The organism is Thalassotalea sp. PLHSN55 (genome assembly GCF_052030545.1).
Lineage (GTDB): Bacteria > Pseudomonadota > Gammaproteobacteria > Enterobacterales > Alteromonadaceae > CANMXU01.
Genome location: NZ_JBPDIH010000003.1, coordinates 357,288 through 372,358 on the forward strand (window position 1 = coordinate 357,288; position 15,071 = coordinate 372,358).

Consider the following 15,071-nt stretch of genomic DNA (forward strand, 5'->3'; position numbering starts at 1 on the left):
GCTGTATGTTTTGCACAGACAGCACCAATATTTTGATCATTTCCCTTTTTTCAGTGAGAAAAATAACCAACAGTCGTTTCGTCAAAAGCATTATTGTAAACAATTAACTGTACACTATATCAGCGAGCGTATATTATTTATATAAGAAGATAGTCAATCAGATGTAAAGCAAAGATTGTTCAGTTCAACGGTTAGTGACTTATTATGCAGTTATACTTTGGAGTAATTTTATGAAGATCTTGCACATGCTGGTATATGCCATATTGGTATTTTTTCTCGCTGCTTGCTCAAATGTGTTGCCAAACGCAACCAAAGCAAATGCGACTCAAAAACAATTAGCCTCGAATACCTCATTAGTGGGTTCATCAAAAACCGCCAAAAAGCCCAATATCTTGTGGATTATTACCGATGACCAGCGCCCTGATTCAATTTCAGCATACAATCAAGCTGTGTATGGTACTAAGAACAGTCCATTGGGTTATGTTGAATCTCCAGTAGCGGATCAACTGGCCACAGAAGGTGTTTTATTTACCAAAGCCTTTAATAATTCGCCCGTGTGTGGGCCATCTCGTGGCTCAATGCATTCAGGTCGATACCCATTTAGAAATGGCCACTATGCGTTTGAACTTACCCATCAAGCTGCTGACTTTGTCAAACCGACAGTATCACAGTCTATGCGCACCAATGGCTATGCAACAGCCGTATTTGGCAAATCTGATAGTTACATATATAAATGGGGACCAGGACAAGGTTTTCATGACGCCAAGCTATTTGATTACAAAGTACACTTTAAACATGATATTCAAAAAAATAATTTAGGCGACATCTTTACCAAAGCCGGCTACGACGAAAATAACGTTATCGCGGGTTATACAGAAAACGTTTTATATTCAAACGGTGATAAACGCACTTATTTTTTAAAACGTAAAGAAGGTTCGTTAACTGAGCAAGACCTATTTCAAAAAGAAAAAACAAATCAAGAATTTGACATTATTCGTTCCTATACACGCGGTGGCAATAAAGACCTTATCTTGTCAGGCGTAAACCCTAAGCCAGCTGGTGAAACGGTTGACGCGTATATCGTCAAAGAAATGAAAAATTATTTAACAAACGCCAATAAACCGTTTAAAACAAGTTGGGGAAAAACGGAACAAGGTGCAGACACCTCAAAGCCTCAGTTTATTAATTTAGGTTTTCATTTGCCGCATACCCCTGTATTACCACCTAAGTCATTCCGTGATCGCTTCAAAGATAAAGTTTATGACATTCCTGATTTTGAAAAAAAAGCAGAACTTGGTCAATTACCGCCACAACTAGTAAAACTCTATAACACCATGAAAGTAGATGCTTTCACTGATGAAGAAAAACAAAAAGCCATTCAAGACTATTATGCATTTTGTGCATATGGTGACTACCTCATGGGCGACGCTATTGAGACGTTTAAAAAATACAGTATTGAAAACAACCAAGAATACTTAATTATATTTACAGTTGGCGACCATGGATGGCATTTGGGTGAACAAGGCATTGAAGCAAAATTTGGCCCTTGGGTGCAATCAGTTAACAATGCCGCTATCGTTGTCTCATCAAACAAAGCATTAATACCTGAAAATAAAGTGAGTCATGAACTTGTTGAGTTTGTTGATTTTGCACCAACAATTTTAACAGCGGGTGGTGTTAATGTTTCAGCGCGTGAGTTTGATTATTTAGATGGCGTTAATCTTGTTGATGTTATTAACGGCACAGTGCAAAGAGACTATATTTTAGGTGAAATTAATCTTGTTTACGGTCCTCGTGCGTACCTACATACTGAGCGTTTTCGATTTTCAATGCGAACTCGACCACATAGTAATAACAATTTAAGGCCCGACCAATTAGGGGCAAATATTAAGTGGGGCTTAAAAGCGCCACTTAACAAGGTAGAGCCGGTTTTATACGACCTTAAATATGACCCGCTAGAAAGAAATAATGTCGCCAATAATAAAGAGTATCGAGCACTAACTCATTGGTTTAGAAATAAACTGGGCAATATCGTATTAGGTGACCGCCGTGTTGAAGCCGATTGGTCACAAGAAAATAGCTACCACTTAAGTACATTTGCATTAGGGGCTGATGACAAAAAAGCTGATATCCCAACAGCAATAATTCCCCATTAACAACTAGGCATTAATCCCTGCCCCAAACTTACGACAGGCGTGAAATACCAGCGTAAGTTTTCGGGTGAAGTTAATACAAAGAATAGGCTAAGAGTCCCAAATGTTGATACGCATATTTGTTTTAATAATTTTATCTTTGAATACTCCAGTTTTTGCCGGTATTAGCCAGCATAACTATAGTGAAAAGGTCGTAGTTATTTCACAATGGCAGGTAACTGATATTGTGTTTAAAAGTGACGCATTCATTAAGGAGCCTTTTGAGCTGAATATATATGCTGACTTTAGCAACAACCAACGTATACCTTTATTTTATAATGGCGATAATAAATGGGTTTTGCGTTACTCCAATGCTAAAGAAGGCAATTACACTTATAAAATTGGCGGCCAACTTTCTGAGTTTAATGGTAAAAAAGGAGTTGTGACGGTAACGAAAAACACGAACGTTAATCGTCATGGCGCGCTTACGTTAAATAAAAGTAATCCTCAGCATTTTTATTATGAAGATGGACAACCCTATTTCAGTTTAGCATTTGAAGCCGATTGGTTATTTGCATTAGATTACAAGCAAACAGACTTAACAAAAACCAATCACCTGCTTAATGTGATTAAACATAATGGGTTTAATCAGGTGGTAACGACGCTTTATTCTTACGACGTTTCTTGGCAAAAAGACCCTAAGCTTGCTCAGCATCCTGAATTTGAATATGGCGGGCGTGAAGATATTTTTCCTTTTCTCGGCAGCAACCAAAACCCTGATTACAGTCAGCTTAATATCGAGTTCTTTCAACATTACGATAAAATTATGTCAGCAATGCATGATAAAGAAATCGTCAACCACTTGATGATTTATGTATGGAATAAGCTAGTAAACTGGCCAGAGTTAGGCTCAGCTGAAGATGATCGTTATTTTGATTATGTTATTAAGCGCTACCAAGCCTTCCCGAATATTATTTGGGACATTTCTAAAGAAGCATTGTTTTATAAAAATACCACCAAAAATTATATTGCAGACCGTGTAGATCGCGCACGAGAACTCGATGCGTTTAATCGTTTAGTTACCGTTCATGATTATAGCTTTTGTGCGCAGCACCCAGATAAGGTTGACTTTATTTCAACCCAAGATTGGAAACACACACTCTATTCAAAAATGCTTGAAGTACGTAGAAAGTTTTCTAATAAACCCATTGTGAATATTGAACACGGTGGTTACGAATTTTCACCCATTCGAGTTTTCCCTGGCGCGTATGAAAATGCAGAAGTTGCATTAAGACGAAATTATTTAAGTTTATTTGCTGGTGTCTATAACACCTATTATTGGCAAGGCACTTCATGGAACGTGGTTATTCATAATCCATTTGAACAAGGAAAAGACTTTGCTCAGCCTAAGTTTCACTACTTTGCGATAATGAAAAAGCTAATGGATAATTATACATTTGCTGACTTTGAGCCTAAGCCTCATCAAAACTCATCAGGTTATAACTTAACCAATGCAAAAACAGGCACGGTTTTGTTATATGTGCCTAAAGAAAACTACTCGATTGCCTTAGGTTTTTTAAACAAAGACGGAAAGAAGTATCGATATCAATGGTTAAATACACTAACAGGAGAAATAAAAGAAAAAGGTATTATCAAAGACCAATTTTCATTCTACCAATCTCCTTGGCGCGGTGTAGCAGATACCATAGTGATAGCTACGTTATTGAAAAAGCCGGAATAAAACACTCATCTTACTCCCCCATACTCATTCAATGCTCTAATTGTACTTATAGATCTTTGCTCATGACTTACTTATCGGTCTATCGACCTTTTCCCTTTAAAGAATAATTTAGTTACTCTGCAAGGAAAAAGCGCTATACTATTCAAATATGACAAGTAAAATTCATATATAATAACTCGTATCATGTACTGAAAGTGAAGGGAGAAAATAATGAATACACGATTAATTTATTCAATTGAAGAACAGGTAACTGATGTTTTAAGAAGCGCACTGATCGCCGGTGAATATGAACCGGGATCTAAAATGAACGAATCAACATTAGCCAGTAATTTGGGTTTGTCGCGCACCATTATTAGACGTGTGCTAATGAGTCTATATAAGGAAGGGTTATTAAATAATGCTGAAGGTCATGGTTATTATGTGCTTGAGCCATTGAATCAAAAGACGAAGAAGATGCTATTACATATTCGTTCGTCTATTGAAAAGTATGCTATTAGAGCATTTAAAAAGCGCGCATCAGTTCGAGATTATGATGAGTTAGAGACAATATTGTCACGTATGAACAATCATTGTAAGCAAAATAAATACCTTGAATTTATTAAAGCAGATATTGATTTCCATGGTTATTTTGTTCGATTAGCCGGTGGCGATGATTTGCATAACCTATGGCAACCGGTTGTTTTTCGTATTCACATGCATAAAGGCATATCAAAAACCTTTCAATCCGATGTCGATGAACACGCACTCATTTTAAATGCAATGAAAAACCAAGACACCAAAACTGCTATCGATGCAATTTTGGATAACATTGCTTAGTTTTGACAACGTTGCTTAGTATCGACAAAGGCGTTAGTTTGGATAACGCAGCTTAGCAGGTTGCGATAACCGTATTTACACCTAATATCCAAGCTCAGTTTGTTCCAATGGATCAAGCCCCATCTTACACAATACCTTATCGTTGGCTCAGTCATGCCACGTAATATAGATTACCCTAAAAATACCAATCTGCAGTAACGTTTCATTAAACCTTTGAGGCCGCACTAAACAGTGCTTCTTCAGCTAAGTTAAACTGAGCTCAACTGCATAGTGGCCTCACCAATAGTCCGTTACTTCATTGCTAACACCAGCGTTTGTGGTGCAAACCCTTTTGCTTTCGCCGTAATTTTAACTTGACCTTTTTCTTTGGTAGATTGAATAATTGCCAGTGCACGGCCTTTATCAGTTGTTAATGCATTTGACTGAAAGTCTTGTACATTTGCTGATGCGCCATTATCGACACCTAGCAGTTTTACAGGGCCTTCAAGCTCAAAGGTTACCTGCATATTTTCCGTTTTAATCGCACGTCCAGCTTGGTCGTGAAGTTGCACAATTAGATGCGCCACATCGTAAGCATCAGCAGTTAACTCGGTTTTATCCGTAGTTAAAGTAAAACCGGTCGGTTTAGTGGTCGTGGCTAACACCACTTCCTGTTCTTGCCCTTTAAAACCCGCTTTTGCCGTTAACGTGCCAGCTTCAAATGGCACAACCCAGCGCATAATGCGGTTACCACTTTCAGACATGCTGCGATAACCTAAAGAACGACCATTTAGCAGAAGCTCGGCAGTCGAATGGTTCGTGGTTAACTCAACAAGTACCTTTTCCCCTTCTTGATAATTCCAGTGCATATTTGAATTACGCCACCTATAACTCCCTTGCTTTTTAGGCTTGGCTAACCCAGAAAATTTGTCTTGCTTAAATCCAGAGCTATTTAAAGGCAATGTACCAATTGACAGATGTGGCTCGTTTACCCAAATACTTTTGTAATAGTTCCAGCCTTGTACTTTAAAGCCCGCGAGGTTAAGCATGTCACCCCAACCACTTTTTTCCGGCCATTTGTTATGGTACTCGCCCATATAATCAATACCGGTCCACATGAAAACACTAAAAACGCCGGGATGCTCTAATACTTGTTTCCAATCATCCCAAGTACCTGGGTTTTCATTAATGGTAATAATTTTGTCAGGAAAATGCGTTTGCGCCCAAGGGATGGTCACATTTCTATAACTAAACCCTAGAATATCAACAGCATCAGCATAACCGGTGACTAAGCTCGTTTGTGGAATAATTAAATTGGTTGTCACTGGACGCGTTGTATCTAGCTCTCTTGTCCAATCAGCTAATTTTTTTGCTGTTTCGTGTAGTTTATATTCCCCTTTTTGGGATGCGTCGTAACGTGTTTTTAATTCCTCAGGTGTGAATTTTGGTGCACCGCCCCAAAAGTTATTATTGTCTTCTTCTGGTTTTTCTGGGTCCCAATAACCAGTTACGTATCGATAGTTTAAATACGTCCATTCAATTTCGTTACCAATACTCCACTGAACAACACTTGGATGATTTCTATCACGTAACATGGTACGTGTTAGATCACTCTTGGCCCATTTTTGAAAGTGTTCGGTGTAACCACGTGAAATATAATCGTTGTGGCGATCATTTTTATTTAAGCGCTTATCTTTGGGGTAGTCGAATTCATCAAAAAATTCATTTTGAACCAATATGCCAATCTCATCGCATAAATCTAAAAACTCTTGAGAATAGGGGTTATGAGCAACCCTTACTGCGTTTACGCCAGCCTCTTTCAACAATAGCAATCTACGTTTCCATACCCCTTTTGGTACGGCCGCGCCAACAAGTCCACCGTCATGGTGAAGGCTAACGCCTTTCATAAAGGTAGGTTTGCCATTAAGGAAAAAACCTTTATTCGCTTCAAATTTAATATCGCGAATGCCAAAGCGTGTTTCGTACTGATCAATCACATTGCCAGCTTGTGTAATGGTAGTGATCGCGGTATACAAATTAGGATTTTCCGTATCCCAAAGTTTAGGCGCTTTAACTTTCAATGTTTGGGTATAGGTTTTATTTTTGCCATTTGATAAGCGCGCTTTATCAATGTCTTGTGCGACAACAAGCCCCTCGTTGTCGACGATACGTGTTTCTAATTTAAATGACGCACGTTTATTACCGGTATTATTAACGGTAACGTCGATTTGAACCTTGGCATTGTCAGATGAAACTTCAGGGGTGGTGATAAATGTTCCCCAAATAGGAATATGTAGTTTATCGACCGAAACTAATTTAACATTTCGATAAATGCCACTACCTGTATACCAGCGACTATCAACATAACGAGAATGGTCAACATGCACCGTTAGTACGTTATCGCTACCATCAGTTTTTAATTTGTCAGTTAAGTCCCAATAAACCGGTGAATAACCATAGGGATTTTCACCTAATTGGTGTCCATTTAGCCAATAGGTTGCATTGTTATAAACGCCATCGAATAGCAAAAAAGCACTTTGCTTACTTGGATCAATATTGGTTTTAAAGTGCTTTTGGTAAATACCAACACCGCCTGGCAAGTAGCCTGTGGCTCCTTCTAAAGATTCATCAAAAGAGGCTTCCACACTCCAGTCATGTGGTAAACGCACTTCTCGCCATTGGGAATCATTCAGTGGTAACTTTGTTGGCAGCGTAGTACTGTCAACGAGTGTAAACTTCCAATCAAAGTTAAAATCGATTTCTCGATTAATATTTGCCGCTTGCGCAGCTGATGAAAACAAAAGGCTCCATAAAATGAACCTGAATGTTTTATTAATAGTCACAATTAACTCCCACTTATTTTTTATTTTTTTCATCAGGCAATACGAGTTTTTCACTCACCGGCAACGACGCTAAACATTGCCGAATAGTCGAACCGTGACTTTTCAGTATTACTATAATGAAGCTTACAAAATCTCTTTATATGATTACATATACAATAGTGATTTTACAGGTAAATCATAATAGCCGATTTTTTAACTTTGAACTGGTATAAAATATGTTCATCAAATAATATAATGTCAACAATTAACAAAAATATCAAATCAAATATGCACCGAATTTTATTATCACTTTTAATGAGTTATGCCACCTTATACATTCATGACGTTCAGGCAGCAGATGCTGCAGTATCCGCCGCTCCTTACTTTGAATCCGGGCAAGATCCCAAACCATTAGCAAAAGTATGGCGCCCTGTCGTTAATTTGTCTGACGAATTTAATGACAAGTCGATTGATCTGACTAAATGGCAAACAAACCCCGTTGAGAATGGCTGGGTATGGCTTGGTCGAGCACCGGGCTTATTTGACCCATCGGCAATTAATGTTGATAACGGTAAATTGCAGGTAACGGTGTCAAAACTGCCAGAAGCTAAAGTGATTAATAACAAAACCTATTTATATCAAGGCGCGATTATTCGTTCGATTAATCCAGGCCAAGTTGGTTGGTATTATGAAACTCGAATGAAGGCAAACCAAACAGAGATGTCTTCAACCTTTTGGCTCATGTCAAAAAATTCAAATTGCAAAACAAAACATGAGTTAGATATTCAAGAAAATGTTGGCCGTGTATCGCCTAATGCTGAAAAATGGGCGCAAAATTTTGATCATATTTTTCATTCAAACGCATTTCATCGCGTAACTTCCTGTCAAAAACGCATTCAAAAAGAAAACAGTATCGACTTAGACGAAAAAAATTCAGACCGTTATTTTGTCTACGGAGCTTGGTGGAAATCGTCGACTGAGGTACGTTTTTACCTAGATGGTAAGTACGCTTATAGCATAACACCGCCAACCGAATTTAATGTACCTATGTGGATTCAAATGGCTATTGAAACTTACGATTGGAACCCGGTACCTAAAGATGGTGGTTTAATTGCAAGTGGCACTTGGCAGCAACGCACCACGCAATATGATTGGGTTAGAGTATGGCAACTTGAAGATGAAACTTACTCACCTTAACTGGGCGTAAGAAATACCTACTCTTTTGAAGGTATTAGCAACCAACAGTGGCTTGGACTATATTAACCAATAAATGCATATCCATTGCTACGAATAAGCATTTATTGGCGTAATATGTATTAGGAATTTAAAGGAACAAACTAGGTTGGGTCATCCTCTCCACCAATGCCCCACTCTGCGTCTTTTACCAAAGAAATTTTATAAACAAGTGCAAATTGACTCGGTATCGTTTGAGGTTTTTCAATATGCAAACCCTTGCCATCTATCGACCACTTAACGGGCTCATTACTGCCCAACAAAGTTACTGATTGAATGTTACCAATTAGCACGCTTAAGTTGGTGCTCAAGGTTTCAATCAGCAGATCTTCTGTAGGTGCATCCATCACTAAAGCAAAAAGCGTATCATCACCTTTTTTCGTGAAACGAATATCTTTTTCGGTATAAACGATTTTTTGTTTTTCAATTTTATGACCACCGCCACGTATGCGGGTAGGACCTTCACCAAAAACACGCCAAGGACGGGTTTCATAAATACCTTCGCCATTAATGGCTAACCAATCACCCATTTGATGAAGCATGTCTTTCATTTCTGGTGGAATTGAACCATCTGGATTTGGTGGCACATTAAGCAGCATCAAGCCATTTTTGGCAACAATATCGATAAGAATATCGATGATTTCGTTTGGCGTAACAAACTTAGCATCTTGTCGGAAAAACCAAGCGCCAGGTGAGGTATCTGTCATCCAAAACTTATCTTTTATTTGATTTGGTCGACCACGTTCATAGTCATGTACGCCAACCGTTTCTGGGAATGAGGTGTTTTTATAACTAATGACGACGTCTTTACCCCATTCTTTACCCTTATTGAAATAGTAAGCAATAAATTTCTTCCGATAAGCTTCATCTAGCTCTTCCACCCACCAGTCAAACCACACGACATCTGGCTGATAATTATCAACCACTTCTTTGAGTTTTGCATACCATTCATCATGGAAACGCTTACTAGGTTTGAAATCTGTTAACTGATGTTGGTCAGTATACAAATCAGCTGTTTCAACCGTGGCGTCAAACTTATAGGCGTTTGCATAATAAACCCAAGTAAAAGCATGATGAAACGAAGTTAAAAACTTTAACCCTTGCCCTTCTATGGACGTTTTTAACTCCCCGGTTACATCGATACCGGTAAAGTCCTTAACATTCCAGCGAGTAACGTTACTGTCCCACATGGCGAAGTTATCGTGATGCATAGCCACCGGGCCTGCAAATTTGGCCCCCGATGCTTTGAATAATTCAGCCCATTCTTGCGCATTAAAACCCGTTGGTTTAAATAACGGTATAATATCTTTGTAACCAAACTCAGCAGGGTGACCATACTTATTGGTATGTTGTTTAAAAATCGAAGAAGGAAAGCCCGTAGGATTTTTTTCGTTTGTCCTTATTTGCCCTGTTTTCCAATCATAGACTTGGTCCATGTATAAATTGAGCCCATACCAACCAGCCCCCGGTTTCATATCAATATTGGCGGTAGCAATAGGTCCCCAATGAGTATATATGCCTAATTTAGCGTCTTGAAACCAGTCTGGTTGTTCATTGATTTTACCTAAAGACTCCCAGTCCTCGGTATACGGTGATTGTGCAAGCCCATTAGCGGCAGGTGCCACTTGAGTATTATGCGACACTTCCTTAGTCGCTTGCTCTTTATTACAGCCTGACAGAGTAAAAATCAGCGCACTAACGGCGAATGTGAGGGATGTTTTTTTCATTTTTTTGTATCCAGTGTTAAATATAGCGTTTTAACGCAACAAACTTAGCTTAAATAACATTCACTTGGCTTTTCGTTATATATCGCGATAAATATTCAAAAGTGAGTTCGTTAAAAAAACGAACTACATGCTGGTTTAGGCAAATTTTCAAGCTCTGTTAATTTACCGTTATGAGCGCCAGCAGCAAAATTACTAACGTGGTCAACATTGACTTGTTTCCAGTCAACTTCTAATCGCCCGTCACCTAGAAAAATATTCTGAGCTTTGCGTCTCAGCGCTTGAGTGATTGCTTTATAAGCAGGCGCATAGGCGACATTATTACGTTCGTTTGGATCGCATTTCATATCGTATAGCGCAAGCTCAACCGCTTTGTCTGACGCGTTTACCGCCCACATAATGTCTTCACCTGGTTTATGACTAATACCCGGCTTATCATTTTTAGGGCGTATTTTCATTGAAAATCCATAGTCTTTAGAGCGCAAATAGACGCGATCTCCGATAATTTGATTCATTTCGCCTAAAACATAATCTCGTTTCAATGCATCTTTGCGGATCACTTGTGCTAAATCAAAACCATCTAAGTGCTGCTTATCGTTCATATCAACACCGGCTGCTGCATAGATTGTTGGTGCGATATCAACGTATTCAACCAATTCTCGATGAATGGTATTTTTAGGGAAATACTCGCCTGATGAGTCAACAACTATCATGGCACCATGACCTGATTTATTCCAAGGTGCAAATTTAGCTTCTATGCCTTGTTCACCTAGATGCCAGCCATGATCACCCACCGTTGCAATAATTAAATAAGGTCGATTAGTTTTTTTACTGTATGCTTTAAAATCGTCAATGGCTTTACCGATAAGTGAATCGCCATAAGCGGTAAAGGCATAATAGTCTTGAATCGTTCTTAATTTTTCTTCTTTGCTTAAACCGTCAATTTTCATCGCGTTATAGAGTTTTTTCAATTGCGCAGGTAATTTTGCAACTTCAGATTGGCTAAATTCAGGGATCTTATAAGGAATTTTTTCGAATCGGTCTTGGTATGACTTTGGCGGCAATACAGGGGTATGAGGAAAATGAAAACTTAAGCTAACCATCACAGGTTTATTGTCAACAGGTCCTTGGATTTTGTCACCTAGCATAGAAGTATACGTTTTATTTTGATGACCTAGATAATTTTGATAAGCAGCTAAAATTTGACCGTCTAGTGTCTTATCTTCAGGCATAGGGCTTTCACCCGCCATAATTAAATTTTGTGATCTACGCGTATACGAACGAATTATCTCAAGCTTTTCATCAATTGGATTTTGCTCTTTGACATATTCGCCATTTTTTAAATAATCAAAAGAATTGATGTCACCATTAGGAAAATAAAAATTTTCGGTGACCGACGTTGTTTTGCCGGTATTCCAATCTTGAACCGTCTTTTTTCCCCAATCACCTAAACCTGCACGCTCAATGGCATAGCGTTCAACTTCATGATCGTAAGTAACAGGCATACCTTTGATATTAGGACCATTTTTAATGCGCAAACCTAATTTTCCTGCCAGCATGGTTTGATAGCCATTGGCGCGCAATATCTCGGGAATTGTCTGTTTCGCATGCGTATTTTGTCGATGTGAATATTCAAAACCATAACGACCGCTGCGATGCGGATATTGGCCAGTTGCCATAGAATAACGAGAAGGTGAACAGCCAGGCGATTGATTGTAAGCTAGCGGAAACAATACGCCTTCTTCTGCTAAGGCATCTAAATGCGGTGATTCAACGTACCCTAGTTCACTTTCTTTTTGCCCTGTTAGTGCTTGGTTTACCACAGCAACAGAGTCTGCGCGTTGGTCATCCGTTAATATCCACAAAATGTGCGGCTTGACATGTGCGGTGTTATTAATCGGTTTAGCCATATTTTTGGCAATACGATTTTGGCTAATAATAGGTTCTTTTTCCTTGGTTTCTGTCGGTACAGAGCAACTGACTATGCCAAGTGCTAAAGCGAGTGCACTTATTGGTAACGCTAATTGTGCTTTCATGGTACTTCCTTTATTAAGTGTTGTGTTAAGCAAAGCCACGCTATTGTTGTTGATGAAAATACTGAACATATTTTTGCCAATCGTCTCATTCACACTGTAATTTTTAGTTTTGCGCGGCACTGCCTGTAAATCTTTTCGATGATTCCCTTAAATTAGCTAAATCTTAGTGAGTTTTTTTATCGCTAATATACTGCCAACGCGCTGTTAGCCAACTATCGAGTAATCGGTCTGAGGTATAGCTTTTGCTACCTTTTTTCGGCGTTGGCCAGCTATTCACGTTAGGTCGAGGAAAAACAGCCCCTGTTTTTTCATGCAAGTAAGCGGCGATATTTAATAACGCGACTCGCTCAATATTATTGTGCGCATTGGCAATAACTTGGCGCATTGGCGCTACGGGATCATAATTGTCGACGATTGTTAAAAACTCTATGGCTCTGCCTTTGACCTGACTATTAGTTGATGATGCTAATAAAGCATATACATCGGCTTTTACCGTGCTGGCTTGCTGATTAAAGTAACTAAGCGTAATTAGTGCCCAATATTGTTGCCAACTATTGTCTGAATTAAGCGCATCCATTAATGCTGGTTTTGCTTGTTCAAAACTCATAAGTTGTAGATCGGCAATACTGATTAATTTAGCAATATCACTTTTATGTTTCCTACCGAATGCGATAGGGTCTGATAGTGCTGACTCAACAATTTCAGATTCAGGATAAAAACCAAGATCTGGCCAACTTTTTAATTGCTGCTGTAACTGTTGACGAAGATTTTTAAGTTGCCCTTGGTATTTAGGATTGCCAGCAAGGTTATTGGTTTCATACGGGTCGGCACTAATATCATAAAGTGCTTCTGGTGATTTAGCTTGAAAGAATGTCGCTTGTACTGGCGTTAATTTTCCTGCCAAGTATAGGTTTTTCCATTGTTGATAGGCTTGTTGCTTATATCTATATTCGTTAAATAGACTGTCGTGATAATAAGGTTGATAGTGGCGAATATACTTGAAGTTTCCAACGCGAATTGTTCGCACCAAGTCACTTTTTTCATCAAATCGGTCGGCATGGCCAAATGTCGTTTGTCGTTGATTTAATGTAGCAAGTGAAATGTCTTTGCCTAAAAAGGCTGAACCGTCATGGTGTTTGCTGCTTGGTAGGCCAGCAAGTGTTAATAAGGTTGGCGCAAAATCTACAAAACTGACAAATCCTGATATTCTGGTATTGCTCGGGTTTTGCATATCTGCTGCGAGTAAATGCTGAAAGTTTTTTGGCACTCGCACCACTAATGGCACGTGTAAGCCGCGTTCAAATACATAACCTTTACTGCCCGGTAACACACCACCATGATCGCCAAAGTAAAAAATGAAGGTATTTTCTAACACACCGTCAGCTTGTAATTTCTTCAATACATTGCCTATTTCCTTATCAACCATTTGTAAATTATCTAAGTACCGAGCATGGGTATAACGAAACAATTGAGTATCAGGAAAAATAGGCGCCAACTTAATCTTGTTTACATCATGCTTAGTCGCTTTATTTGACACGTCTGCTAATGGAAAGTGCAATGAATATTCATGTGATTTATGGAACGTTTGCACATGGAAAAATGGTTGCCCTTGACGGCGATCACGCCAAGTTGCTTGAGCTGAAGACATATTCCAGCGCTGCTTTAAACCAACAAAATTATAATCAGTTTTAGCATTATTACTTGTGTAGTATCCCGCCTCTTTTAACGATTGACTAAAAGGGACAAATCCATCAGGTAACTGAGCTTGTTTAAATGCCCGATGTAAGTATGTCGCTATTTTGGGTCCATAGATACCGGTAGCTAAAGTGGTGCGAGCTGTCGAACAAACTGGCGCATTTGAATATGCGTGTTCAAAAATAAGTCCTTGTTCCGCCAAACTTTCAATATTCGGCATTCGAGCACCATTAGCGTTATATAATTTTAGGTAATGCTGTGAATTATCTTCTGAGATCAGAAACACAAAGTTAGGCTTATTTTGTTCAGCTAAAGCCCCCAAGCTCAATGTTAAAGGTGCAATAGCCAACAAGACAAACGTTATAACATTGCGTAAATAGTGGCACATAAAAACTTCCTAACGTATTAACTGTATTATTTTAATTGGAAACAAAAGCCTGTTTAGCTGACTTATATTTTGTACGTTACTATGTAACGCATCCTTTTTTCATTCTTCTTATTCGTATATGGAGAATAACCACTTCTTTTTTGATGAAATATTAGCCTTGTCTTATTGTGAAAACGTACAATAAACACGCTTCGCCAATTAATTTTCAATGGTTCTATTTTGGTAAAAACTTCTAATTTTTCCGTGATTTTTCCACTCCCTCCCTGTTTACAGGGAATTTTTATTTTTTATTTATGTCGACCTTAAATGCTTATACTTAGTTTGTTTCACAACTATAGCCAAGGGTTGCACCACAAGACAACTTCACTTAACCACTTGTATATTAAGCAAAAAAAACACCCCCCCTGTAACGTCACCCTAAGATATGAAAATAAACACATTTCATATTTAAACACTAATGTTTAACTACAATCAATAATAAACTATTTATTGTTAACAATTTACA

At 38.6% G+C, this 15,071-nt stretch carries 8 protein-coding genes; 4 read left to right on the top strand and 4 right to left on the bottom strand.

Annotation, left to right across the window (positions count from 1 at the left end; translation table 11 throughout):
• Window positions 1-230 precede the first annotated feature (230 nt).
• From ACRRSQ_RS07445 to ACRRSQ_RS07455, 3 genes are all read left to right on the top strand, one after another.
• On the top strand, window positions 231-2,156 hold the full coding sequence (locus ACRRSQ_RS07445) for a sulfatase-like hydrolase/transferase (protein ID WP_440875083.1): 1,926 nt from the start codon (window positions 231-233) through the stop codon (window positions 2,154-2,156).
• A 100-nt stretch (window positions 2,157-2,256) separates the two neighbouring features.
• The gene (locus ACRRSQ_RS07450) at window positions 2,257-3,873 is read left to right on the top strand and encodes an apiosidase-like domain-containing protein (protein WP_440875084.1); all 1,617 of its coding nucleotides are present in this window, start codon (window positions 2,257-2,259) and stop codon (window positions 3,871-3,873) included.
• Between the two features lie 210 nt (window positions 3,874-4,083).
• A complete protein-coding gene (locus tag ACRRSQ_RS07455) occupies window positions 4,084-4,689 on the top strand; it encodes a GntR family transcriptional regulator (protein WP_440875085.1) in 606 nt (201 codons plus the stop codon).
• Between the two features lie 290 nt (window positions 4,690-4,979).
• On the opposite strand, the gene ACRRSQ_RS07460 is transcribed toward ACRRSQ_RS07455, so the two are convergent.
• Window positions 4,980-7,511, bottom strand: coding sequence for a glycoside hydrolase family 2 TIM barrel-domain containing protein (locus ACRRSQ_RS07460; RefSeq protein ID WP_440875086.1), 2,532 nt, complete (start codon window positions 7,509-7,511; stop codon window positions 4,980-4,982).
• Between the two features lie 234 nt (window positions 7,512-7,745).
• On the opposite strand from ACRRSQ_RS07460, the gene ACRRSQ_RS07465 reads away from it, so the two are divergent.
• On the top strand, window positions 7,746-8,687 hold the full coding sequence (locus ACRRSQ_RS07465; RefSeq protein ID WP_440875087.1) for a glycosyl hydrolase: 942 nt from the start codon (window positions 7,746-7,748) through the stop codon (window positions 8,685-8,687).
• Window positions 8,688-8,827: 140 nt separating this feature from the next.
• Here the strand turns inward: ACRRSQ_RS07465 and ACRRSQ_RS07470 are convergent, their stop codons facing one another.
• From ACRRSQ_RS07470 to ACRRSQ_RS07480, 3 genes are all read right to left on the bottom strand, one after another.
• A complete protein-coding gene (locus tag ACRRSQ_RS07470) occupies window positions 8,828-10,450 on the bottom strand; it encodes an alpha-L-fucosidase (protein ID WP_440875088.1) in 1,623 nt (540 codons plus the stop codon).
• Between the two features lie 110 nt (window positions 10,451-10,560).
• Window positions 10,561-12,483, bottom strand: a complete 1,923-nt coding sequence (locus tag ACRRSQ_RS07475; protein ID WP_440875089.1) for a sulfatase-like hydrolase/transferase — start codon at window positions 12,481-12,483, stop codon at window positions 10,561-10,563.
• Window positions 12,484-12,646: 163 nt separating this feature from the next.
• Window positions 12,647-14,464: a sulfatase-like hydrolase/transferase gene (locus tag ACRRSQ_RS07480; protein ID WP_440875314.1), complete on the bottom strand. Its 1,818-nt coding sequence runs from the start codon at window positions 14,462-14,464 to the stop codon at window positions 12,647-12,649.
• Window positions 14,465-15,071 lie beyond the last annotated feature (607 nt).

Excerpts from the sequence above, each read along its gene's own strand:
- ACRRSQ_RS07445 (WP_440875083.1), top strand. The coding sequence starts at position 231 with ATGAAGATCTTGCACATGCTGGTATATGCCATATTGGTATTTTTTCTC.
- ACRRSQ_RS07450 (WP_440875084.1), top strand. The coding sequence starts at position 2,257 with ATGTTGATACGCATATTTGTTTTAATAATTTTATCTTTGAATACTCCA.
- ACRRSQ_RS07455 (WP_440875085.1), top strand. The coding sequence starts at position 4,084 with ATGAATACACGATTAATTTATTCAATTGAAGAACAGGTAACTGATGTT.
- ACRRSQ_RS07465 (WP_440875087.1), top strand. The coding sequence starts at position 7,746 with ATGTCAACAATTAACAAAAATATCAAATCAAATATGCACCGAATTTTA.
- ACRRSQ_RS07470 (WP_440875088.1), bottom strand. The coding sequence starts at position 10,450 with ATGAAAAAAACATCCCTCACATTCGCCGTTAGTGCGCTGATTTTTACT.
- ACRRSQ_RS07475 (WP_440875089.1), bottom strand. The coding sequence starts at position 12,483 with ATGAAAGCACAATTAGCGTTACCAATAAGTGCACTCGCTTTAGCACTT.